The sequence below is a fragment of the Amycolatopsis roodepoortensis genome, from assembly GCF_024628825.1.
Lineage (GTDB): Bacteria > Actinomycetota > Actinomycetes > Mycobacteriales > Pseudonocardiaceae > Amycolatopsis > Amycolatopsis roodepoortensis.
Genome location: NZ_CP102415.1, coordinates 7532581 through 7554001 on the forward strand (window position 1 = coordinate 7532581; position 21421 = coordinate 7554001).

Below are 21421 nucleotides of genomic sequence, written 5' to 3' on the forward strand. Positions count from 1 at the left end.
CGGACGAGGAGGCACGATGCGGTCTGGGGACGACGCGAGCTTCAGGGAGTTCGCCAGGGACAAGGCGCTACCGCTCAGACGGACGGCGTACCTGCTCTGCGGCGACTGGCATCTCGCGGAGGATCTGGTCCAAGTCGCGCTCATCAAGCTCTACCGGGTCTGGCCGAAGGTCCGCCGGAAAGGGCCCGTCGACAACTACACGAGGCAGATCCTGATGCGCTGCTGGCTCGACGAGCGGCGACGTCCATGGCGGAGCAGAGAGAACCGCGACGGCGTCGTCCCCGAAGAGCCCGCGGCCCCGGCGACCGCCGGGATCTCGGATTCGCTGCTTCGCGCCCTCGCCGAAGTTCCCCCGAAACAGCGCGCCGCCGTCGTGCTGCGCTACTGCGCCGATCTCCCGGTCGCGGAGGTGGCCGTCGCGCTGCGCTGTTCGGAAGGGACGGTCAGGAGCCAGGCCGCGCGAGGACTCGAAGTCCTCCGCGCGGCCCTGCAGAGACAGCACGACGAGGCTGTCTCCGGGAGGAGCGCGTGATGGACGAACTGGAAAACAGGCTGCGCGGGATCACCCTGGCCGAGCCACCGCTCGGCTTCGACCCGGACGAAGTCGCCGGGAAGGCGGCGAAGAAGGCGCGGAACCGGCGGGCGATGGCGGCGACGGGGGCCACCACGCTGGCGGTGATCGCGGCGGCGGTCGTGTTCGTGGCGCCCAGGGGTGGACCCACGCCGGCCGTGCCGCCCGTCCCGGTCGCGCCGTCACCGAGTGGCGCGCCGTCGCCGTCGCCGTCGCCGTCGCCGGCTCCGGCGAACGGCGACCTGACCGCGCGGAAGGCGAGGATCTCCGGGCATTTGGCGACCGCCCTGCCCGGCGTGCTCACCGGGGCGAAGGACGTCCGGATCCGCTCCGTGCATCAGCTGGGTACCTGGGACGCCCTCGTCTTCATGATCGGCTACCGGGACGCCTCCGGCGCCGATCGTTCCCTCCTTCTCACTGTTCTCGGGGTCGAAGCGGCCAAACGCGGGTTCTCGCTCGAAGACAGCTGTGAGCCTGGCCGCCGGCCCCGCGGCGGTTTCGACGCCGACCTCGGCGGGGTGACGAGCGGGGAACCGGTGGACTGCGTGAAGCTGCTCCAACCGGACCGAAGCACCGTCGTCGTCACCGGGACCGTCCCGTCGTTGCCTCCCGGCGACGTCGAACCGGGTCGCGACGCGATCGCGTACCGGGCCGACGGCACGGTGGTCGCCGTGTCCACCGGCGCGGGCGACGGAGGCTCGCGTCCGCCGGACGACCAGTTGATCAAGCTGGTCTCGGATCCCGAACTCGATCTCCGGTAGGCGACGCGCGGTACCAGGCGGGACACGCCCGGTACCGCGCGCTTTCACCCCTTACGGCGGCGATGAGGGCAAACTGAGCTCAGGGAATGTGGGGATCGCTGTAGGTAGGGAGTGGCCGTGTACCGGGTTTTCGAGGCGCTCGACGAGCTCGTCACCATCGTGGAGGAAGCCCGCGGCGTGCCGATGACCTCCAGTTGTGTCGTCCCGCGGGGGGACACCCTGGAACTGCTCGACGACATCCGCGACGCGCTGCCGGGCGAGGTGGACGACGCCCAGGACGTCCTGGACAAACGTGATCAGCTGATCCAGACCGCCCGCACCGAGGCGGCGGAGACGATCACCACGGCGAACACCGAGGCCGACCGCACGGTCGCCGACGCGCAGGCCGAGGCCGAGCGCATCCTCGCCGACGCCCGCGCCCGCGCCGAGCAGATGATGAGCGACGCGCACGCCGAGGCCGAGCGCATGGTCGCCGCCGGACAGGCCGAGTTCCAGAACCTCACCGACCGCTCCCGCGCCGAGTCGGAGCGGATGATCCAGGCGGGCCGCGACGCCTACGAGCGCGCCATCGAGGACGGCCGCGCCGAACAGGCCAGGCTCGTCGCCCAGACCGAGGTCGTCCAGGCCGCGCACGGCGAGGCGGCCCGCATCGTCGACGAGGCGCACGTCGAGGCCGACAAGCAGCGCGGCGACTGCGACGCCTACGTCGACGGGAAGCTGGCCGAGTTCTCCGAACTGCTGGCGACCACGCTGCGGACGGTCGACTCCGGGCGCAACCACCTGCGGTCCCCGGTCAACCTGCCGGGCAACAGCCGGACGTCGCTGTACGACTACCAGAGCTGATCGCTCGAGTACATGAAGGCCCCCTTCCTGGCGCTAGGCGCAAGGAAGGGGGCCTTCATGTACTTCACGGACTTCACCGACCGCGCCCGAAAGCCGGTGGCGGTACCTGCGTACCCTGGTGACCGATGTCTGAGAACAAGTCGCCGCAGGCCAGGCCTGCGCAACTGGACGACCGGAACCCGTGGGTGCTCGACACCCGCGAACTCGGCCGTCACGCCGGCCTGAGCAAGGCCGTCCAACGCTCGATCCCCGTCGAGACCGCGCTCGGTGTGCCCGACGTCATCACCATCGACGCCGGTTCCACCCTCGAACTCGACCTGATGCTCGAGTCCGTCGTCGAGGGCGTGCTCGTCAGCGGCACGGCGTCCGCCGTCGCGACGGGGCACTGCTCGCGGTGCCTCGACCCGATCACCGAGGACGTCGAGGTCGACCTGACCGAGCTCTTCGCCTACCCCGGCTCCGCGACCGAGGAGACCACCGACGAGGACGAGATTCCCCGCCTGGTGGACGACCGGATCGACCTCGAGCCGACGGTCCGCGACGCGGTGGTGCTGGCGCTGCCGCTGGCCCCGCTGTGCGCCGAGGACTGCCGGGGACTGTGCACCGAATGCGGTGTCAAGTGGGCCGATCTCGAGCCCGGTCACGGGCATGAGAAGATAGACCCTCGGTGGGCCGCGCTGGTCGATCGTTTCGATGACGAAACGGGCGATGACCAGGCCGATGGCCCCGGAAAGCAAGCCTGACGAGCACCAGCTCGTTCCGGAGAAGCAAGTTCGCTCGCGACCGCGGGCAGACCGTCTGAAGGAGATCTACTCGTGGCCGTCCCGAAGCGGAAGATGTCGCGATCCAACACCCGCGCGCGCCGCAGCCAGTGGAAGGCGGCTCCGGTTCAGCTGGTGCCCTGCTCCAACCGCGCCTGCAAGCAGCCGAAGCTCCAGCACATCGCGTGCCCGGCCTGCGGCCAGCACAACGGTCGCCAGGTCGTCGAGCCCGCCTGATCGGCAGCCGACGACATGGGGGGCAAATCTGCCGGTGGACCACCCGCGGACCCCGCACCACTGCTCGAAGCTCTCGGGATCACGATCGAACCCGAGCTGCTGACGCTGTCGTTGACCCACCGTTCTTATGCCTATGAGAACGGTGGGTTGCCGCCGAACGAGCGGTTGGAGTTCCTCGGGGACGCGGTGCTGGGCCTGGTCGTCACCGACCACCTCTACAACACCCATCCCGAACTTGCCGAGGGGCAGCTCGCGAAGCTCCGGGCCAGCGTGGTCAACATGCACGCGCTGGCCAGGGTCGCGCGCGGTCTCGGTGAGGGCGGGCTGGGCAAGCACCTGTTGCTGGGCAAGGGCGAAGAGCTCACCGGCGGCCGGGACAAGGCGAGCATCCTCGCCGACGGGCTCGAAGCCGTCATCGGCGCCGCGTACCAGCAGCACGGCATCGACGTCGCGCGCAAGCTCGTGCACCACCTGTTCGACGACCTGCTCGCCGAGGCGCCGCTGCGTGGCGCCGGCCTGGACTGGAAGACCAGCCTCCAGGAGCTGACGGCGTCGGCCGGACTCGGCGTGCCCGAGTACAAGGTCGAGGACACCGGGCCCGATCACCGCAAGGAGTTCAGCGCCACCGTCCTCGTCGGCGGGCGCGAACTCGGCTACGGCTCGGGAACGACCAAGAAGGAAGCCGAGCAGAAGGCCGCCGAGACGGCCTGGCGCCAGCTTTCGGCCGAACTCGACATCGAACAGCCGCCGAAGACGACCTGAGTCCTCCTCAGCGGGACGGTTCGTTGACGCGCGAACCGGTGAATCAGTAACGTCAGCGCAGTCCGCCGCCACTGACGCGACCGTTCAGGTCGCCTGTCGAGAGGTCGGCGGATGCGTTGTTTCTGCCTGGTCACGGCGACGGTTTTGGTGCTGATGACAGGTCCTGCCACTGCTTCTGGTGCTCAGGTCGTCCGGGTGACGTCGCTGAGCGCGTTGCAGTCCGCGATCGACAAGGCCGCTCCCGGCGACGAGATCCGGCTGGCCGACGGCAGCTACTCGGCGGGCTCGGCCATCGCGATCAAACGGTCGGGTACGGCGAACGCGCCGATCACGATCACCGCGGAACACGTCGGCAAGGCCGAGATCAAGGGATCGACGGGATTCTCGTTCTCTTCGGGCGCTTCGCATGTCGTGCTGCGCGGGTTCAAGCTCCGGCACGGTGGCTCGCTGAGCGTGCCGGTGGGCAGCACGCACAACCGGCTGACCCGGCTCGACGTCCAGCTCACCGGCGGCGGCAACTGGGTCACCCTCAACGGTGACGACACCGAGTTCGACCACAACGTGCTGCAGAACCGCACCACCCAAGGGGTCTTCCTCCAGGTGCTCGGCCCGGCCAAGGACATGGCGAAGCGGGTGCATGTGCACCACAATTACTTCTCCAACCACGGGTTCACCGGTTCGAACGGTGGCGAGTCGATCCGGTTCGGGCTGAGCCACCACCAGAAGTACAAGGCCGGCGGGATCGTCGAGTACAACCTGTTCGAGAAGGCCGACGGGGATTCCGAGGCGATCTCCGTGAAGTCGTCGGACAACGTCGTCCGGTACAACACGATCCGCGACAGCCGCGGTTTCATCGTGCTGCGCCACGGCGACCGCAGTGTCGTCGAAGGGAACATCCTGCTCGGCCGGTCCGGGATCCGCTTCCACGGCAACGATCACAAGATCGTCAACAACTACGTGCACTCCACGGCGAACCGCGGGATCGTCTTCGGCTCCGGCAGTGAGGCGGACAGCGGGCCGGACAGCAAACTCCACGACCGGCCCGACCGGGTCGTGGTCGCGTACAACACCGTCGTCGGGACCACGGGCGTCGTCCACGGCGACGGCGGTGACTTCAAGCCCAAGGACTGCGTGCTCGCGAACAACGTCCTGCAGGGGACGGGAAAGCTCGTGAGCATGCCGGGCGGTTCGGTCGTGAAGTACGAGGGGAACATCGCCTGGGGCGGTCCCGCGGGGATGCCCTCCGGGTACAAGGCCGTCGATCCCAAGCTGGTGCAGGACGGGTTGTACCGCCTGTCGTCCGGGAGCCCCGCGATCGACGCCGGTGTCGGCTCCTACCCGTACGCGGGCACGGATTTCGATCTGCAGAAGCGATCCGGGAGGTACGACGTCGGCGCCGACGAACTGCTGCCGGGCGGGGCACGGAAAGCCCTGACCAGGGCGGACGTCGGGCCGGCCGCTCCCTGACGCCACTCGCGACGGCCGGTGGGAGAATCGACGGCATGCCCGAACTCCCCGAGGTCGAGGTGGTCCGTGCCGGGCTCGAGGCGCATGTCTCCGGCCGGACGATCACCGAGGTCGAAGTCCTCCACGCCCGCGCGATCCGCCGTCACGAACTCGGCGCCGAGGACTTCGGCGGCCGGCTCTCCGGAGTGAAGATCACCGCCGCCCGCCGCCGCGGCAAGTATCTGTGGCTGGAGCTCTCCGACGGCCAGGCCATGCTCGCGCACCTCGGCATGAGCGGTCAGATGCTCGTCCAGCCCGGCGACGCGCCGGACGAGAAGCACCTTCGTGTGCGGTTCCGCTTCGCCGACAACGGGCCGGAGTTGCGCTTCGTCGACCAGCGGACCTTCGGCGGGCTCGCGCTCGCGGAACTCACCGAGGTCGACGGGACGGCGTTGCCTGGCACCATCGCGCATATCGCCCGCGACCCGATGGATCCGCGGTTCGACCTCGACCAGGCCATCCGCGCGCTGCGGTCGAGGCGGACCGAGCTCAAACGCGCCCTGCTCGACCAGACCCTCGTCTCCGGGATCGGCAACATCTACGCCGACGAGGCGCTCTGGCGCGCCAAGCTCCACTGGGCCCGCCCGACCGACAGGCTCACCGCCGCACAGGGCCGTGCCGTGCTCACCGCCGCCAGCGACGTGATGGCCGAGGCGCTGGTCGCCGGCGGGACGTCGTTCGACGCGTTGTACGTCAACATCAACGGCGAGTCCGGCTATTTCGACCGGTCACTCGACGCCTACGGCCAGGAAGGACTGCCCTGCGGCCGGTGCGGGACGGCCATCCGGCGCGACCCCTTCATGAACCGGTCGTCGTTCTCCTGCCCGCGGTGCCAGCCGAAGCCGCGCGCGAGGTGAAAACTGTCGTGTACGACACGGGCGCCGCGTCAACTAGCATGAACGGGCACGACACTTAGGGAGTGGGATGGTGGCCGCGACCGAGCCCGGCAAGACGACGCTCGCCGAGAAGATCGACAAGCTGTTCCAGATCGTGCTGAGACCCGATCGCGAGCCGTACAGCCACGAGGAGGTCGCCAAGGCCTGCCGCGAGGCGACCGGCGAGACCTTCTCGACGACGTACCTGTGGCAGTTGCGCACGGGGCGTCGCGACAATCCGACGAAACGCCATCTCGAGGCGCTCGCGCGGTTCTTCGGCGTCTCGCCCGCGTACTTCTTCGACGACGAGCAGAGCGCCAAGATCGCCGAAGAACTCGCGCTCCTCGGCGCCCTTCGCGACGCCGGTGTCCGCGACGTCGCGCTGCGGGCCGTAACGCTTTCCCCCGACGGACTCGACACCATCAGCGACATGATCGACGCGATCGCCCGCAGGGAATCCGGACGGGGCGGCCCGAAGAAGGAGTCGTGAGTGGACCGTCGCCGTAAGGAGTTGTGGCGCCGCTGCCGGAGTCTCGCCGACGGCGTCACCCTTCCCGAACCGTTCGACGCCGGGTCCTTCGTCGCGGAACTCGCGGCCGAGCGCGGCCGTCCCATCGAATTGATGCAGGTCAGCGTTCCTTCCAGCGGCCCGTGCGGGCTGCTGATGAGCACGGAACGCGCGGACTACATCCTCTATCCGACCAACACCACCGCCCTGCACCGGCGGCACATCCTGCTGCACGAGGTCGGCCACCTGGTGTGCGGGCACGTCGGTTCGGACGCCGGGGCCGACGGGATCGTGCTCGACGCCGCCGCCGGCAAGACCCTCATGCCGAACCTGTCGCCCGAACTCGTCCGCCGTGTCCTGGGCCGCACGAGCTACAGCGCCGTCGAGGAACAGGAGGCGGAGCTGCTCGCCAGTCTCCTGGCGCGCCGTGTCGCGCGGACGGCGGTGCGCGGCGCCGCGCGTCCCGACGAGAGCGATCTCGCCGGCGGGATGGCGAGGGTCGACGATCTCTTCGGCAGCCGGAAACGGCGCCTGCCGTGACCGAGACCATCGCGTACTTCTGCTGCGTGGTGGCATTCGCGGGCTTCGGCTACAAGCTGATCCAGGCCCGCCACACCCAGCCGGTGCGGCGGATGTGGTTCCTCAGCGGCTTCGGGATGTGCATCGCGGGCGGCATCATGCTGCTCACCCCGGCCATGGAGAACGCCGTCGGGGTCGAGGAACCCATGGGCAGCCTCCTGAACCTCGCGGCCGACCTGCTCAAGATCGGCGCGATGGCGTTCGCGGTCGCGTTCGCGCGGTCGCTGAAACTGGGGGAGGGCAAGCGGATCGGCTGGCACGCGGTGCTTTCCTGGACCGTGGTGGCCGCCGAAACCGCGTTCTTCTTCCTGTCCGACAGCTACCGGGTCGGCGACCACACCGCCGCCGGGCCGGGCAGGCTCGGCTGGTTCGTCGCCTACAACGTCCTTTTCCTCGTCTACGGTCTGATCAGCCTGCTGACCTTCTCGATCGTCTTCGCCCGCTTCGCGCGTCATGCCGCACCTGGTCCGCTTCGCATCGGGCTGTGGCTGCTCGTCGGTGGCGGGGTTTCCGCGCTGGGCTGGACTTTCTGGGACGTCGACGACATCTACATCCTCGCCACCACCGGCGCGGTCGACGCCGGTGAGGAGACGTTCTCGGCGATCCTGGCGGCGCTGAGCGTCGGGCTCGCCGGGGCGGGCGCGACACTCAGCGTGTGGGGGCCCGCGCTGGCCACACCGTTCCGGCTGATCGGCGCGTACCGGACGTACCGCCGGATCGAGCCGTTGTGGGCCGCGCTGCGGGACGCCGTCCCCGGAATCGCGCTGGATCCCGGCCCCGGTATGCCGGGTGGTGTCGAATTCGCCTTGTACCGCAGGGTGATCGAGATCCGGGACGGCCATCTCGCGTTGCGGCCCTACTTCGATCCGGGCGTTCCAGCGCTCGCGGAAGCCGAAGCACGTGAGGCGAAGATCCCCGAAGCCCGGATCGCCGCGACGATCGAGGCGGCGGCACTGGCCGCCGCGCTCGTCGCCTCCGAGGCGGGCCGCCGGTACGCCCCCGACGACGTTCCGGCGACCTACCTCGACGAGCCGGACATCGCCACCGAAGCGGCGTGGCTCGTGGAGGTCACGCGAGCCTGGCGGCGGTCCACCGTGGTCGGACGCATCCGGGACAGGGCCCGCGAAACGCTCGCGGTCTAAGCCGAAACGATCGCGGTGACGGCGGCCGCCGCCGAGACCAGCGCGAGCCAGACCGGCGGGGCGACGTCCTTGATCCCGTCGCCGGCCCGCACATGGAAGACCGCCGCCCCGATCAGCAAGGCCACCAGGCCTGCCGCCGCGGCGATCCCGAGCGGCCGCCAGAAGAACCCGGCCACCAGGCCGGCCGCTCCCGCGAGTTCGAGCGCGCCGATCCCCTGGATCCCCCGGACCGAGAAACCGAGCCTCTCGGTCCGGGAGACCAACGCCTGCTGCCGCAGGATCTTCGCCACCCCCAGCACGGCGAAGATCGCGGCCAGCAGTACCGACAACACCACATGAGTCACGGCCATGACGAACTCCTTGGTGTGGAAGGGTTTCAGACGGTGACGCGGCGCATCGTGGCGAATCCGCCGGCACCCGCGACGCAGACCAGCAGGGCGAGCACCCCGGTCACGCCGCCGACGGTCAGCGTGCTGAAGAACGTGCCGAGTTTCGGCCAGGAATCGGTCCAGCTGAGCAGCAGCACCCCGCCCAGCAGCACCAGCACCTGCGCGGCGCCGAACAGGACGACACCCGGCACGGCGGCGCGCCGGTAGATCAGGCCGTACCACATGCCGTAGACGAACACGAGCGTCAGGAACACGAAGGCCGTGAGCAAGGTCTGGTACCAGGGACCGTCGAGCAGCCAGGGGACGCGGAAGTAGTGGAGCCCGAGCCCCCAGCCGCCGGTCCCGTCCTCGATCGCCTGGAGCACGGCGATTCCCGCCGCGTACAGCGCGGAGAGCCCGGCGATCAGCAGTACCGTCCCGAGGTAGTAGGACCGCCTCGACACCCCGAGTGCCAGCCCGAACGGGAGCGACTTAGTCATGCTCAAGGCGCCGCAGACGAACATGAACACGAACAGCGTGAACAGGCCGCCGGAGTAGTTCTCGTCGGGTGTTTCGGGGAGCAGCGAGAAGATCGCGACGTTCACCCCGAAGGCGAAGAACGTGATGCCGACCGGGAGGACGACGTACTGGAGCCGGTCCACCAGGTGGTAGCGCGCGACGTTGACCAGGGTGTTCATGCGGACGCCTCCTCTGCGGTCTGTCCGTTGGAGGTGTGCACCATCAGTTGCTGCAAGGAAAGCGGCTCGAGTTTCAGGTGCAGGGCCTTCGCCTTCGCCGTCGCGGCGGGATCGAGCGCGTCGGCGACGGTGACCGAAGCCCGCGAGCCGATCTTGCGGCGGTGCAGCACCCGGCGGCCGCTGACGAAGTCGTCCACCGCGAGGGCGGGGCCGGTGACCGTGACGGCCGAGCCGCGCAGTTCGTCGGCCGCCGCGTCGAGGACGACGCGGCCCTTGTCGATCATCACCACGTGCTCCAGCAGATCGGCCACCTCGTCGATCAGGTGCGTGGAGAGCAGGATCGTGCGCGGATGGGCCGAGTAGTCGTCGAGCAACCGGTCGTAGAACAGCTGGCGCGCGACGGCGTCGAGGCCCGCGTACGGCTCGTCGAGCAGCGTGAGTTCCGCTCGCGCCGCGAGCCCGATCGTGATCGACAGCGCCGAGCGCATGCCTCGCGAGAGCTTCTTGACCGGGCGCTTCGTCGGCAGGTCGAAATCGCGGAGCAGCGTGTCGGCGAGTTCGGAGTCCCAGTTCGGATAGAACCACGACGCCGCCGCAAGCGCGTGCCGCACCTTGAAATCCGGGAACTGCTGGTCTTCGCGGACGAGCACCAGGCGCTTCAGCACCCGCTCGTTCTCGACCGGGCTCTCGCCGAACACACGGACCGAGCCCGCGCTGGCGAACTCCTGCGCGGTGACGATCCGCAGGAAGGTGCTCTTGCCGGCGCCGTTGCGGCCCAGCAGGCCGGTGATCTTGCCTTCTTCGATGTCGACCGAGACATCGCCGAGCGCGAGATGGTCGCCGTAGCGCCGGGTCAGGCCGGTGGTCGAAATGGTCGGCGTCATGCGGCGGGTCCTCCGTTCCGGTGTCCGTTCCCGCGGATGAGCGAGATCAGGGTTTCGTCGTCGATGCCGAGGCGCCTCGCTTCGCTGAGCATCGGGTCGAGGTACTGCTCGGCGAACCGCTGCCGCCGGTCGGTGAGCAGCTTCTGCCGCGCCCCGGCGGCGACGAACATGCCGATACCGCGCCGTTTTTCGAGCAGGCCGTCGTCGGCGAGCACGTTGATCCCCTTGGCCGCCGTCGCCGGATTGATCCGGTAGAAGGCGGCGAGTTCGTTGGTTGACGGCACGCGTTCCCCCTCGGCCAGGCTTCCCTCGGCGATGTCGTCGGCGATCTGTTCGGCGATCTGCGCGAACAGGGGTGTTCCTTCGTCGAGCACGACACCTCCGTCCCCAGTCTTCGAGCACCTCATGGGTGCGGTGGTTCATTACTGGACTAAGTAACCCACGAACCACTCGGTGAGCGCAAGTCGCCTCCGCCGTGCACACTACTGTGCAATGCGTGGTACCTTCTGTTGCGTAAGACTGGGAGGGACGCGACTGTGGAGATCAGTCAGCTACTAAAAGGCGTGCTGGACCTCGCCGTTCTCGCGGTGCTTCGCGGAGAGGACGGCTACGGCTACGACGTCCTCCGAAGACTTCGTATCGCGGGGTTGCAGGAGGTGGGCGACGCGTCGGTGTACGGGACGCTCCGGCGCCTGTACAAGGCGGGCTTGCTGACGTCCTATGTGGTGCCGAGCGAGGAAGGCCCGCACCGCAAGTACTACAGCCTCAATGAGCCGGGTCGCCAGCGGCTCGAAGAGTCGGGGCAGACCTGGCGGACTTTCGCCACGACGATGAACAGCCTGTTGGGAGAGGCAGCATGAGCACGCAGAATCCGACCGCCGTGCGGGTGTATCTGGCGAGGGTCAGGAGCGCGCTCGCCGACCTGCCCGAGAGCGAAGTCGAGGAGATCCTCGAGGACGTCCGGCCGCATCTCGCCGAGATGGAGGCGGAACTCGGGGACAACCCCAAGGTCGACGCCCTGATCGAGCGGCTGGGCAGCCCTGAAAGCTACGCCGCCGAGTTGCGGGCGTCCGGCGGTTACCCGCCGCGGCCGGCCGAGGCGGGCGGCAAGACCACCGTGCTGAAGGTGAAGACCGGGATCGGCGGGGCGCGGTTCGCGTTCTGGGGTCTGGTGTTCTCGGTCGGGGGCTTCGCGCTGTTCGGTTTCGCCGCCGCGGTGTGGGTCCGGGTGGAACCGTTGGTGGGCCTGCTTTTCGTCGCGCCCGTGCTCGCGATCAGCGTCGCCTACGTGGTCCGGAAGGGGGTCGCCCCGATCGCGGAACTGCCCGAGGTGGTGAAGCTCCGCGAGATCGCGGCCTCGTTCCAGAAGGACCGGAACGGCAAGGGGCTCAACTACTTCCGCACGCTCAAGCCGGCGTGGTGGGTGCTGTGCGCGGCGGTGCTGGTCATCTTCGGCCTGCTGCTCGTGCTCCGGGACACCGAAGCCGTACTGCTGCTGCCGTTGATGCTGCTGGCGGCCGTCGCGGTGGTCTGGGCGGGCCCGAAGCTGAAGGCCGACCGGCGGCTGCTGTGGCTGGCCGTGCCGATCTCGGCGTTCGTCATCGGCAGCATGCTCGGTGGTGCGGGCGCGGCGGTCGACCTGATCGCGAAGCGGTCCTACGGCAACGGCGGCTACCCGACGAGCTACAACGGCGCCTACAGCGACAGCTACGGCAACCCGCAGTTGATGTACGGCAGCCAGGACGTGGAGAACATCTACGCGTTCGACGCCGATGGCAAACCGCTGACCGAGATCTACCTCTACGACGAGAACGGCCGCCCGCTCAGCACGACCCGGTACCCCTGCGAGCAGAGCACGGGCGAGAAGCGAAGGATCGGCGACGACAACCGCTATCCGCGGCCGCGGCTCGAGCGGGGAGTCCAGGACCACGACGGAAACCTCAACGGCTACAACGGTTACCGCAGCTACTGTCTGGAAAGGACGGACGTGCCGTTCAGCGCGGCGATCCCGAAGATCACCCCGGCGCCGCCTTCCACGACCGCCCAGGCTCCGCCTTCGTCCCAGGCTCCGCCGTCGAACTCCACCCAGCCGACGCGCTAGGTGGCTCCGGGTGGAGGCGGGCGTCGGGGGCCGCCTCCACCCGCTGAATGCCGCGAGCCGGCACCTCCCGAAGAGGTGCCGGCTCGCGTGGGGTGAGGCTCAGTGGTGGAACGCGCTCCTGGCGGCCAGGTCGGCCAGCAGGGCGCGGCCCTTCTCGGCGTTGCGCGGCTGGGCCAGGACGTCGTAACGCCGGGCGACCAGCTGGCTCTGCGAAATGAACCCGCGCTTGTTCTTCGAGGCCGCGTACCCCAGCGCGCCGAACAGCAGGTTGAACCCGATACCGCCGACGAGGCCGACGATGATCGGCACCAGCCCGGCGCCCGGGTTCAGCAGGCTCAGCACGAGCCCGAGGAACACACCGAACATCGCGCCCGACAGCGCCGAGCTGGTCAGCACCTTGCTCCAGCCCATCCGTCCGGCGATCCGCTCGACCAGGACCGGCTCGACACCGACGATGGTCACGTCCGTGATCGGGAAGTCCGTTCCCGCGAGGTGGTCGACGGCACGCTGCGCTTCGGAGTACGACTCGTACGAGCCGATCGGCCACCCACTGGGCATCGTCGGGAGCTGAGCCCGCCCCTGGGGCTCGGTGAACGTGGTCTGCTGCGTGAATGCCTGTGTCATTCCTTCTCACCTCTCTTGATCCGTACAACGTCCCGGGTGTGCGGATCTCCTCCCGTCCGGCGGGATTCACAGCATCTTCTCAGCCGGGCATCGCAGACAATCCGCCCAGGGATCAACTACGGTGAGCAATGGGTAACGAATCAGACCATTGGCCGAGTTGACCGAGTCGGGTCGACCCGGTAGGAAGAAGCCGCAAAGGTACCGCATCGAACCTTTAGGTGAGGCTGATGGCGAACAGGCGCGGCATGCTCACGCTCGATCGGCTCCGGGAACTGGTCGAGGAAGGCGCCGTCGACACGGTGCTGGTGGCGATCACCGACATGCAGGGCAGGCTGCAGGGCAAACGCTGCGCCGCCGAATACTTCCTCAACGAGGTCGTCGAGCACGCCACCGAAGCGTGCAACTACCTGCTCGCGGTCGACGTGGACATGAACACCGTCGACGGTTACGCGATGTCCTCCTGGGAGACCGGCTACGGCGACTTCGTCATGCGCCCGGACTTCGGCACGCTGCGCCTGCTGCCGTGGCAGGAGGGCACCGCGCTCGTCCTCGCCGACCTCGAACGGGTGCAGGGCGGCGCAGTGGCCCCTTCGCCGCGCCAGATCCTGCGCGGCCAGCTCGACCGGCTCGCCCAACGCGGGCTCGCCGCCTACGTCGGGACCGAACTGGAGTTCATCGTCTTCGACGACACCTACGAGTCGGCCTGGGACAAGCGGTACCAGGACCTCCGCCCGGCCAATCAGTACAACGTCGACTACTCGATGCTCGGCACCGCGCGGATCGAGCCGCTGTTGCGCCGTATCCGCAACGACATGGGCGGGGCTGGCCTGTACGTCGAATCCGCCAAGGGCGAGTGCAACCCCGGCCAGCACGAGATCGCGTTCCGCTACGCCGACGCGCTGACCACCTGCGACAACCACAGCGTCTACAAGACCGGCTCCAAGGAGATCGCCGCGCAGGAGGGCAAGAGCCTCACGTTCATGGCGAAGTACAACGAACGCGAGGGCAACTCGTGTCACATCCACATCAGCCTGCGCTCCGCCGTGGGCGAGCCCGTCCTGGCGGGCGACGGACCCGGCGGGTTCTCGCCGCTGATGGAGCACTTCCTCGCCGGTCAGCTCGCCGGGTTGCGTGAACTGACTTATTTCTTCGCGCCGAACATCAACTCCTACAAGCGTTTCGTCCCCGGCAGCTTCGCGCCGACGGCCGTCGCGTGGGGCACCGACAACCGCACGTGCGCGCTCCGCGTCGTCGGCCACGGGGATTCGCTGCGCACCGAGAACCGCGTCCCCGGCGGCGACGTGAACCCGTACCTCGCGGTGGCCGCGCTGATCGCGGCCGGACTGCACGGCATCGAGAACGAACTGGAGCTCGAACCGGAGTTCCAGGGCAACGCCTACGGTTCCGGCAAGCCGACCGTGCCGACCACCTTGCGGGAGTCCGCGGCGCTGCTGGACGGGAGCGAGCTCGCGAGGTCCGCGTTCGGGGACGAGGTCGTCGACCACTACCTGAACGCGGCGAAGATCGAACTGGCCGCGTACGACGCCGCCGTCACCGACTGGGAGAGGATCCGTGGCTTCGAGCGGCTCTGAACCCCTGATCGGGCTCACGTCCTATCTGGAGCCCGCGAAATTCCTGGTGTGGGAGACCGAAGCGGTGCTGCTCCACCGGGTCTACGTCGACGGGATCGTCGCGGCGGGCGGGATCCCGGTCCTGCTGCCGCCGGTGAGCGGGGCACACGATCGGCTGATCTCCGCCGTGGACGGGCTCGTGCTGGTCGGCGGCGCCGACGTCGACCCGGCGCGCTACGGCCAGGAGCAGCACGCGACGACGTACACGAGGCCGAACCGGGACGCCTTCGAGTTCGGCCTGCTGCGGTCCGCTTTGTCCGCCCGTAAGCCGGTGCTCGGCGTGTGCCGGGGGCTCCAGGTGCTCAGCGTCGCTCTGGGCGGCACGCTCGCGCAGCACCTGCCGGACACTTTGGACAGTGCGGATCACCAACCCGCGCCCGGGACCTTCGGCACCACTACGGTGAGGCTTGCCGAGGGCAGCCGCGTCGCGTCGATCCTCGGCGCCGAGACCAAGGTGCCGTGTTACCACCATCAGGCGATCGACAAGCTCGGCGACGGGCTGGTCCCGGTCGGCTGGGCCGCCGACGGGACCATCGAGGCGGCCGAACTGCCCGGTGACGGGTTCGTCCTCGGCGTCCAATGGCATCCCGAACAGAATCCCGACGACATCAGGCTTTTCGAGGCACTCGTGGAAGCAGCTAAGGAGCGCGCATGACGTTCGAGGTGATCAACCCCGCCACCGAGGAGGTAGTGCGGTCGGTCGAGCTGACCTCGGCCGAGGAGACCGACGCGGCGATCGCCCGCGCGCACGCGGCGTTCCCCGCCTGGCGCGCGGTGGCCCCCGGCGACCGGGCACGGCTGCTGCGCCGGTTCGCCGACGCCGTCGACGCCGACATCGAGAACCTCGCCCAGCTGGAGGTCGCCAACGCCGGCCACACGATCGGCAACGCGCGCTGGGAAGCGGGCAACGTCCGCGATGTGCTGACGTACTACTCCGCGTCCCCCGAACGGTTGAGCGGCAAGCAGATCCCGGTACCCGGCGGCGTGAACATGACGTTCCACGAGCCGCTCGGCGTGGTCGGGGTGATCGTGCCGTGGAACTTCCCGATGCCCATCGCCGGCTGGGGGTTCGCACCGGCGCTCGCCGCGGGGAACACCGTCGTGCTGAAACCCGCCGAGCTCACCCCGCTCACCGCGATCCGCCTCGGCGAACTCGCCCGCGAGGCGGGGATCCCCGAGGACGTCTTCCAGGTGCTTCCCGGCAAGGGATCGGTGGTGGGGCAGCGTTTCGTGGACCACCCGGCGGTGCGGAAGGTGGTGTTCACCGGCTCGACCGAGGTCGGCAAGCAGATCATGGCGGGCTGCGCCGCGCAGGTGAAGCGGGTGACGCTGGAGCTCGGCGGCAAGAACGCGAACATCGTCTTCGCCGACGCCGACCTGGACAAGGCCGCGGCCACCGCGCCGTACGGCGTCTTCGACAACGCCGGGCAGGACTGCTGCGCGCGGTCGCTGATCCTGGTGCAGTCGAGTGTGTACGAGAAGTTCATGGAGCTGCTGGAACCGGCGGTGAACGGTGTGGTCGTGGGGGATCCGCGGCTGGAAGTGACCGAGATGGGCCCGCTGATCTCGGCGGGGCACCGCGCGAAGGTCTCGTCCTATGTGGACGAATCCGCGCCGGTCGCCTTCCGGGGCAACGCGCCCGTCGGCCCCGGATACTGGTTCGCGCCGACCGTCGTCACCCCACCGGACCTGCGGCATCCGCTGGCGTCCGAGGAGATTTTCGGCCCCGTCGTCGCCGTGGTCCCGTTCGACGGCGAGACGGACGCGGTGACGATGGCCAACCAGACCGAGTACGGGCTGTCCGGCTCGATCTGGACCCGCGACGTCGGCCGCGCCTTCCGCGTCGCGCGCGGTGTCGAAGCGGGGAACCTGTCGGTCAACTCGCATTCGTCCGTCCGGTACTGGACGCCGTTCGGCGGATTCAAGCAGTCCGGGCTCGGCCGCGAACTTGGTCCCGACGCCGTCGACGCCTTCACTGAGACCAAGAACCTTTTTATCAGCACAGAGTGAGCTGGTCTCTTTTCGTATAAGACCATCAGCACGGAGGAATAGGAAATGGTTCAGCGTTTCGAGGGCCGGGTGGCGGTCATCACCGGCGGCAGCAGCGGCATCGGCCTCGCCACCGCGCGGCGGCTGGCGAGCGAAGGCGCGAAGGTCGTCATCGGCGATATCTCCGCCGAGGCGGGCAAGGCCGCGGCCGACGAGGTCGGCGGGCTGTTCGTACAGGCCGACGTCACCGACGTCGAGCAGGTCGAGGCCCTGTTCCAGACCACTGTGGACACTTTCGGCTCGGTCGACGTCGCGTTCAACAACGCGGGCATCTCCCCGCCAGAGGACGACTCGATCCTCACCACGGGCATCGACGCGTGGGAGAAGGTGCAGAAGGTCAACCTGACGTCGGTGTACCTGTGCTGCAAGGCGGTGCTGCCGCATATGCGGCGGCAGGGCAAGGGCTCGATCATCAACACGGCGTCGTTCGTCGCGGTGATGGGCGCGGCGACGTCGCAGATCTCCTACACCGCGTCGAAGGGCGGGGTGCTGGCGATGAGCCGGGAGCTGGGCGTGCAGTTCGCGCGGGAGAACATCCGGGTGAACGCGCTGTGCCCGGGGCCGGTGAACACGCCTCTGCTGAAGGAACTGTTCGCGAAGGACCCCGAACGGGCCGCGCGGCGGCTGGTGCACGTGCCGGTCGGGCGGTTCGCGGAGCCGGAGGAGATCGCGGCGGCCGTCGCGTTCCTGGCGAGCGACGACGCCTCGTTCATCACGGCTTCGCAGTTCCTGGTGGACGGCGGGATCTCGGGCGCCTACGTCACCCCGCTCTGAATCGCCCGCGTTCAGTCCTCTGAACGCGCGGCGTCACTCGTCCCGGTGGCTGGGATGGCGGGCCGCTGACCTGCGCTGTAGTCCTGACAACGCGTAGCCAGCATCCAGGACCACCCAGGAGGCCCAGCATGACCCGGCAGATGAGCACCGCCATGCGTGACTGCATCGACCTGTGCAACGAGTGCCACGTCCGGTGCGAGGAGATGATGACGCGCTGCATGGAGTTGGGCGGTGCGAAGCTCGGCATGATGATGGTGACCTGCGCGGACATGTCCCGTATGTGCGCCGACATGATGATGCGCTGCTCCGCGATGGTCGCCGACCTCGAGATGATGCGCATGTGCGCGAAGATGTGCGGCCTCGCCTCCCAGATGATGCGCATGTGCGCCGGCGAGTGCGCCAGGACCGGTGACGCCGAGCTCGCCGACGCCGCCGACATGATGACGCGGTGCGCCGAGCTCTGCGGCACCATCACCGCCGAGATGATGATGGAGAACGCGTAACTCGCGTGCTCGGGGCCGTCACTCGCGTGATTGAAGGCGTAACTCACGAGTTACGGCTCTGATCACGTGAGTTACGGCTTCGATCACGCAAGTGACGTGCTCGGCCGGAAGTAGACGCGCGTCGAACACGCCAGGTACGGTGTGCGCACAACTTCAGACAGGGCCGTCGAGCTGGAGCGGGAGAGCCCCCACGAACGTGGTGGGGCACCGAAGGAGCAAACTCCCCGGAATCTCTCAGGTACCCACTACCGCTTCACGCGAGGCCACTCTGGAAAGCAGGCGCGCAAGTGCGTCTCACCCAAGGTGAAAGCCACCCCGGTCACGGGTGGTGAAACTCTCAGGTGCCATGACAGAGGGGGAGTTCCCAGCGCACCGGTCTATCCGGCGCCTGACCCAAGGAGCTCCCTTGACCAGTACGTCCTTCGACGACCGGCACATCGGCCCCTCGGAGTCCGAGCAGGCCAAGATGCTCGCCGAGGTCGGCTACGGCAGTCTCGATGCCCTGGTGCAGGCCGCCGTGCCGTCCGCGATCCGGGTCACCCGCGATCTCGAACTTCCCCCCGCCGCGTCCGAAGAGGACGCCATCGCCGAGCTTCGCGCGCTCGCCGCGCTCAACAAGCCGATGACCCAGATGATCGGCCTCGGCTTCCACGACACGGTCACCCCGGCGGTCATCCGCCGCAACGTGCTGGAGAACCCGGCCTGGTACACGGCGTACACGCCGTATCAGCCGGAGATCTCGCAGGGCCGTCTCGAAGCCCTCCTCAACTTCCAGACCATGGTCTCCGAGCTGGCCGGTCTCGCCACCGCGAACGCCTCCCTGCTCGACGAGTCCACCGCCGTCGCCGAGGCCGTCATGCTGATGCGCCGCGCGTCGAAGGCGAAGTCGAACAAGGTCGTCCTCGACGCCGAATGTCTGCCGCAGACCATCGCGGTCGTCCGCACCCGCGCCGAGGCCATGGGCGTCGAGGTCGAGGTCCGCGACCTGCTCACCGGCCTACCGGAGGAGTTCTTCGGTGTCGTCGTCCAGTACCCGGGCGCTTCCGGCGTGCTGCGCGGCGCGGGCTTCTACTCCGCCATCTCCGAGACCGCGAAGGCCGCCGGCGCGCTGTACACCGTCGCCGCGGACCTGCTCGCCCTCACGCTGATCACCGCGCCGGGTGAGTTCGGCGCGGACATCGCCGCCGGTTCCACCCAGCGCTTCGGCGTCCCGCTCGGTTACGGCGGCCCGCACGCCGGGTACATGGCCGTCCGCGCCGGGCTCGAGCGTTCGCTGCCGGGCCGCCTGGTCGGGGTCTCGGTCGACGCCGACGGCAACCCCGCGTACCGCCTCGCCCTGCAGACGCGTGAGCAGCACATCCGCCGCGAGAAGGCGACCTCCAACATCTGCACCGCGCAGGTCCTGCCCGCCGTGCTCGCCGCGATGTACGCGGTCTACCACGGTCCCGACGGCCTCAAGCGCATCGCGACCCGTGTCCACGGGCTCGCCGCCGGCCTGGCGGACGCCCTCCGCACGGCAGGCGTGGAGGTCGTCCACGAGGGCTTCTTCGACACCGTCCTCGCCCGCATGCCCGGGCAGGCCGAAGCGGTCGTCGCGGTCGCGCGCGAGAACGGGATCAACCTCGGCCCGGTCGACGCCGACCACGTCCGCATCGCCGTCGACGAGGTCACCACGCCCGCGATCATCGCCAAGGTGCTCAACGCTTTCGGTATCGACACCCCCGCCGCCGACGCCAGCGCGCTGCCCGCCGGCCTCGGCCGCGAGAGCGACTACCTGACCCACGAGGTCTTCCACTCCCACCGCTCCGAGACCGCGATGCTGCGCTACCTGCGCAGCCTGTCCGACCTCGACTACGCGCTCGACCGCGGCATGATCCCGCTCGGCTCCTGCACGATGAAGCTCAACGCCACCACCGAGATGGAGCCGATCAGCTGGCGCGAGTTCGCGGGGATCCACCCGTTCGCCCCGGCCGACCAGGCCGAGGGCTACCACACCCTGGTCGAGCAGCTGTCGAGCTGGCTGGCCGAGGTCACCGGCTACGACAAGGTGTCGCTGCAGCCGAACGCGGGCAGCCAGGGCGAGCTCGCCGGCCTGCTCGCGATCCGCGCGTACCACCACGCCAACGGCCAGGCCGAACGCGAGGTCTGCCTGATCCCGTCGTCCGCCCACGGCACGAACGCCGCCTCCGCGGTCATGGCCGGGATGCGCGTCGTCGTGGTGAAGTGCACCGCCGAGGGCAACGTCGACCTCGACGACCTGCGCGCCAAGGTCGAGGCCAACCGCGACACGCTGTCCGCGATCATGGTCACGTACCCGTCCACGCACGGCGTGTACGAGCACGGCATCGACGAGCTGGCCAAGATCGTCCACGACGCGGGCGGCCAGGTCTACGTCGACGGCGCGAACCTCAACGCGCTGCTCGGGCTCGCCAAGCCGGGTGAGTTCGGCGGCGACGTCTCGCACCTGAACCTGCACAAGACCTTCTGCATCCCGCACGGTGGCGGCGGCCCCGGCGTCGGCCCGGTCGCGGTCCGCGCGCACCTCGCGCCGTACCTGCCGAACCACCCGCTGCTGGAGAAGGCCGGTCCCGAAACCGGTGTCGGCCCGATCAGCGCCGCCCCGTACGGCTCGGCGTCGATCCTGCCGATCTCGTGGGCGTACGTCCGCATGATGGGCGCGGGCGGGCTCACCGCCGCGACGCAGGTCGCCGTGCTCGCCGCGAACTACGTGGCGAAGCGCCTCAACCAGCACTACCCGGTGCTCTACACCGGTCAGGACGGCCTGGTCGCGCACGAGTGCATCCTCGACCTGCGCGGGCTCACCAAGGAGACCGGCGTCAGCGTCGACGACGTCGCGAAGCGCCTGATCGACTACGGCTTCCACGCGCCGACCATGTCGTTCCCGGTCGCGGGCACGCTGATGGTCGAGCCGACCGAATCCGAGGACCTCGGCGAGATCGACCGCTTCATCGCGGCGATGATCGCCATCCGCGCGGAGATCGACGCCGTCGCGCAGGGCAAGTGGGCCGCGGACAACAGCCCGCTGCGCAACGCCCCGCACACCGCCGAGACCCTGGTCGGTGACTGGGACCTGCCGTACGACCGCGAACTGGCGGTGTACCCCGCCGGGGTGAACCGCAAGTCCAAGTACTGGCCCCCGGTGCGCCGCATCGACGGAGCGCGCGGGGACCGTAACCTCGTCTGCTCCTGCCCGCCGCTCAACGCCTACGAGAACTGAGGCACT

Annotated in this window: 24 protein-coding genes and 1 riboswitch; of the genes, 19 read left to right on the forward strand and 5 right to left on the reverse strand. The window is 69.0% G+C overall.

The annotated features are described in order from the left end of the window. Positions 1-16: 16 nt before the first annotated feature. From NQK81_RS36250 to NQK81_RS36300, 11 genes are all read left to right on the forward strand, one after another. Positions 17-532: an RNA polymerase sigma factor gene (locus NQK81_RS36250; RefSeq protein ID WP_257485076.1), complete on the forward strand. Its 516-nt coding sequence runs from the start codon at positions 17-19 to the stop codon at positions 530-532. After that, positions 532-1332: a hypothetical protein gene (locus NQK81_RS36255; protein WP_257485077.1), complete on the forward strand. Its 801-nt coding sequence runs from the start codon at positions 532-534 to the stop codon at positions 1330-1332. Before NQK81_RS36250 ends, NQK81_RS36255 begins: the two co-directional genes overlap by 1 nt. A 117-nt stretch (positions 1333-1449) precedes the next feature. Continuing rightward, the gene (locus tag NQK81_RS36260; protein WP_034323487.1) at positions 1450-2175 is read left to right on the forward strand and encodes a DivIVA domain-containing protein; all 726 of its coding nucleotides are present in this window, start codon (positions 1450-1452) and stop codon (positions 2173-2175) included. A 125-nt stretch (positions 2176-2300) separates the two neighbouring features. Then, on the forward strand, positions 2301-2918 hold the full coding sequence (locus NQK81_RS36265) for a YceD family protein (protein WP_126733546.1): 618 nt from the start codon (positions 2301-2303) through the stop codon (positions 2916-2918). A gap of 72 nt (positions 2919-2990) precedes the next feature. Further along, positions 2991-3173 carry a 50S ribosomal protein L32 gene (gene rpmF, locus NQK81_RS36270; protein WP_005160412.1) on the forward strand — a complete coding sequence of 61 codons (183 nt, stop codon included), beginning with the start codon at positions 2991-2993 and terminating at the stop codon, positions 3171-3173. Positions 3174-3188: 15 nt separating this feature from the next. Next, complete coding sequence (gene rnc, locus NQK81_RS36275; protein ID WP_185927140.1) at positions 3189-3935, forward strand: ribonuclease III; 747 nt, start codon at positions 3189-3191, stop codon at positions 3933-3935. Positions 3936-4046: 111 nt separating this feature from the next. Further along, positions 4047-5402 carry a polysaccharide lyase 6 family protein gene (locus NQK81_RS36280; RefSeq protein WP_257485078.1) on the forward strand — a complete coding sequence of 452 codons (1356 nt, stop codon included), beginning with the start codon at positions 4047-4049 and terminating at the stop codon, positions 5400-5402. Positions 5403-5437: 35 nt separating this feature from the next. Next, on the forward strand, positions 5438-6298 hold the full coding sequence (gene mutM / locus NQK81_RS36285; RefSeq protein WP_126733544.1) for a bifunctional DNA-formamidopyrimidine glycosylase/DNA-(apurinic or apyrimidinic site) lyase: 861 nt from the start codon (positions 5438-5440) through the stop codon (positions 6296-6298). A 67-nt stretch (positions 6299-6365) separates the two neighbouring features. Then, positions 6366-6806: a helix-turn-helix domain-containing protein gene (locus NQK81_RS36290; RefSeq protein ID WP_257485079.1), complete on the forward strand. Its 441-nt coding sequence runs from the start codon at positions 6366-6368 to the stop codon at positions 6804-6806. Continuing rightward, on the forward strand, positions 6807-7364 hold the full coding sequence (locus tag NQK81_RS36295; RefSeq protein WP_257485080.1) for a hypothetical protein: 558 nt from the start codon (positions 6807-6809) through the stop codon (positions 7362-7364). After that, positions 7361-8545, forward strand: coding sequence for an MAB_1171c family putative transporter (locus tag NQK81_RS36300; RefSeq protein WP_257485081.1), 1185 nt, complete (start codon positions 7361-7363; stop codon positions 8543-8545). Before NQK81_RS36295 ends, NQK81_RS36300 begins: the two co-directional genes overlap by 4 nt. Here the strand turns inward: NQK81_RS36300 and NQK81_RS36305 are convergent. Genes NQK81_RS36305 through NQK81_RS36320 form a run of 4 tightly spaced genes read right to left on the reverse strand, consistent with a single transcriptional unit; the run spans position 8542 to position 10869 of the window. Next, positions 8542-8895 (reverse strand): DoxX family protein, encoded by a 354-nt coding sequence (locus NQK81_RS36305; RefSeq protein ID WP_257485082.1) that lies wholly within the window; start codon positions 8893-8895, stop codon positions 8542-8544. The two genes, NQK81_RS36300 and NQK81_RS36305, sit on opposite strands and share 4 nt — an antisense overlap. 26 nt (positions 8896-8921) lie before the next feature. After that, on the reverse strand, positions 8922-9611 hold the full coding sequence (locus NQK81_RS36310) for an ABC transporter permease (RefSeq protein ID WP_126733539.1): 690 nt from the start codon (positions 9609-9611) through the stop codon (positions 8922-8924). Next, positions 9608-10495, reverse strand: a complete 888-nt coding sequence (locus NQK81_RS36315) for an ABC transporter ATP-binding protein (RefSeq protein ID WP_257485083.1) — start codon at positions 10493-10495, stop codon at positions 9608-9610. Before NQK81_RS36315 ends, NQK81_RS36310 begins: the two co-directional genes overlap by 4 nt. Beyond that, positions 10492-10869, reverse strand: a complete 378-nt coding sequence (locus tag NQK81_RS36320; RefSeq protein ID WP_126733537.1) for a GntR family transcriptional regulator — start codon at positions 10867-10869, stop codon at positions 10492-10494. The genes NQK81_RS36315 and NQK81_RS36320 overlap by 4 nt, the downstream gene beginning before the upstream one ends. A 162-nt stretch (positions 10870-11031) precedes the next feature. Here NQK81_RS36320 and NQK81_RS36325 point away from each other — a divergent pair, with 162 nt between their 5' ends. Next, positions 11032-11355 carry a PadR family transcriptional regulator gene (locus NQK81_RS36325; protein WP_034323457.1) on the forward strand — a complete coding sequence of 108 codons (324 nt, stop codon included), beginning with the start codon at positions 11032-11034 and terminating at the stop codon, positions 11353-11355. Next, a complete protein-coding gene (locus tag NQK81_RS36330; RefSeq protein ID WP_257485084.1) occupies positions 11352-12596 on the forward strand; it encodes a DUF1700 domain-containing protein in 1245 nt (414 codons plus the stop codon). The genes NQK81_RS36325 and NQK81_RS36330 overlap by 4 nt, the downstream gene beginning before the upstream one ends. Before the next feature lie 99 nt (positions 12597-12695). On the opposite strand, the gene NQK81_RS36335 is transcribed toward NQK81_RS36330, so the two are convergent. Further along, positions 12696-13220: a YflT domain-containing protein gene (locus NQK81_RS36335; RefSeq protein ID WP_126733535.1), complete on the reverse strand. Its 525-nt coding sequence runs from the start codon at positions 13218-13220 to the stop codon at positions 12696-12698. A 227-nt stretch (positions 13221-13447) separates the two neighbouring features. Here NQK81_RS36335 and NQK81_RS36340 point away from each other — a divergent pair, with 227 nt between their 5' ends. From NQK81_RS36340 to gcvP, 6 genes are all read left to right on the forward strand, one after another. Next, on the forward strand, positions 13448-14812 hold the full coding sequence (locus NQK81_RS36340) for a glutamine synthetase family protein (protein WP_257485085.1): 1365 nt from the start codon (positions 13448-13450) through the stop codon (positions 14810-14812). Continuing rightward, a complete protein-coding gene (locus NQK81_RS36345) occupies positions 14793-15506 on the forward strand; it encodes a gamma-glutamyl-gamma-aminobutyrate hydrolase family protein (protein ID WP_257485086.1) in 714 nt (237 codons plus the stop codon). Before NQK81_RS36340 ends, NQK81_RS36345 begins: the two co-directional genes overlap by 20 nt. Continuing rightward, positions 15503-16861: an aldehyde dehydrogenase family protein gene (locus tag NQK81_RS36350; protein ID WP_257485087.1), complete on the forward strand. Its 1359-nt coding sequence runs from the start codon at positions 15503-15505 to the stop codon at positions 16859-16861. Before NQK81_RS36345 ends, NQK81_RS36350 begins: the two co-directional genes overlap by 4 nt. Positions 16862-16906: 45 nt before the next feature. Beyond that, complete coding sequence (locus NQK81_RS36355) at positions 16907-17674, forward strand: 3-oxoacyl-ACP reductase (RefSeq protein ID WP_257485088.1); 768 nt, start codon at positions 16907-16909, stop codon at positions 17672-17674. Between the two features lie 128 nt (positions 17675-17802). Next, entirely contained in the window at positions 17803-18177 is a 375-nt protein-coding gene (locus NQK81_RS36360) for a four-helix bundle copper-binding protein (protein WP_257485089.1), read from the forward strand. 167 nt (positions 18178-18344) lie between these two features. Continuing rightward, positions 18345-18438, forward strand: a riboswitch (glycine riboswitch). A 145-nt stretch (positions 18439-18583) separates the two neighbouring features. Beyond that, positions 18584-21415, forward strand: a complete 2832-nt coding sequence (gene gcvP / locus NQK81_RS36365; protein WP_257485090.1) for an aminomethyl-transferring glycine dehydrogenase — start codon at positions 18584-18586, stop codon at positions 21413-21415. Positions 21416-21421 lie beyond the last annotated feature (6 nt).

Bases quoted from the DNA above. Each gene is read 5' to 3' on its own strand.
- NQK81_RS36250 (WP_257485076.1), top strand. From the start codon at position 17: ATGCGGTCTGGGGACGACGCGAGCTTCAGGGAGTTCGCCAGGGACAAG.
- NQK81_RS36255 (WP_257485077.1), top strand. From the start codon at position 532: ATGGACGAACTGGAAAACAGGCTGCGCGGGATCACCCTGGCCGAGCCA.
- NQK81_RS36265 (WP_126733546.1), top strand. From the start codon at position 2,301: ATGTCTGAGAACAAGTCGCCGCAGGCCAGGCCTGCGCAACTGGACGAC.
- rnc (WP_185927140.1), top strand. From the start codon at position 3,189: ATGGGGGGCAAATCTGCCGGTGGACCACCCGCGGACCCCGCACCACTG.
- NQK81_RS36280 (WP_257485078.1), top strand. From the start codon at position 4,047: ATGCGTTGTTTCTGCCTGGTCACGGCGACGGTTTTGGTGCTGATGACA.
- mutM (WP_126733544.1), top strand. From the start codon at position 5,438: ATGCCCGAACTCCCCGAGGTCGAGGTGGTCCGTGCCGGGCTCGAGGCG.
- NQK81_RS36290 (WP_257485079.1), top strand. From the start codon at position 6,366: ATGGTGGCCGCGACCGAGCCCGGCAAGACGACGCTCGCCGAGAAGATC.
- NQK81_RS36305 (WP_257485082.1), bottom strand. From the start codon at position 8,895: ATGGCCGTGACTCATGTGGTGTTGTCGGTACTGCTGGCCGCGATCTTC.
- NQK81_RS36310 (WP_126733539.1), bottom strand. From the start codon at position 9,611: ATGAACACCCTGGTCAACGTCGCGCGCTACCACCTGGTGGACCGGCTC.
- NQK81_RS36315 (WP_257485083.1), bottom strand. From the start codon at position 10,495: ATGACGCCGACCATTTCGACCACCGGCCTGACCCGGCGCTACGGCGAC.
- NQK81_RS36330 (WP_257485084.1), top strand. From the start codon at position 11,352: ATGAGCACGCAGAATCCGACCGCCGTGCGGGTGTATCTGGCGAGGGTC.
- NQK81_RS36335 (WP_126733535.1), bottom strand. From the start codon at position 13,220: ATGACACAGGCATTCACGCAGCAGACCACGTTCACCGAGCCCCAGGGG.
- NQK81_RS36340 (WP_257485085.1), top strand. From the start codon at position 13,448: ATGGCGAACAGGCGCGGCATGCTCACGCTCGATCGGCTCCGGGAACTG.
- NQK81_RS36350 (WP_257485087.1), top strand. From the start codon at position 15,503: ATGACGTTCGAGGTGATCAACCCCGCCACCGAGGAGGTAGTGCGGTCG.
- NQK81_RS36355 (WP_257485088.1), top strand. From the start codon at position 16,907: ATGGTTCAGCGTTTCGAGGGCCGGGTGGCGGTCATCACCGGCGGCAGC.
- NQK81_RS36360 (WP_257485089.1), top strand. From the start codon at position 17,803: ATGACCCGGCAGATGAGCACCGCCATGCGTGACTGCATCGACCTGTGC.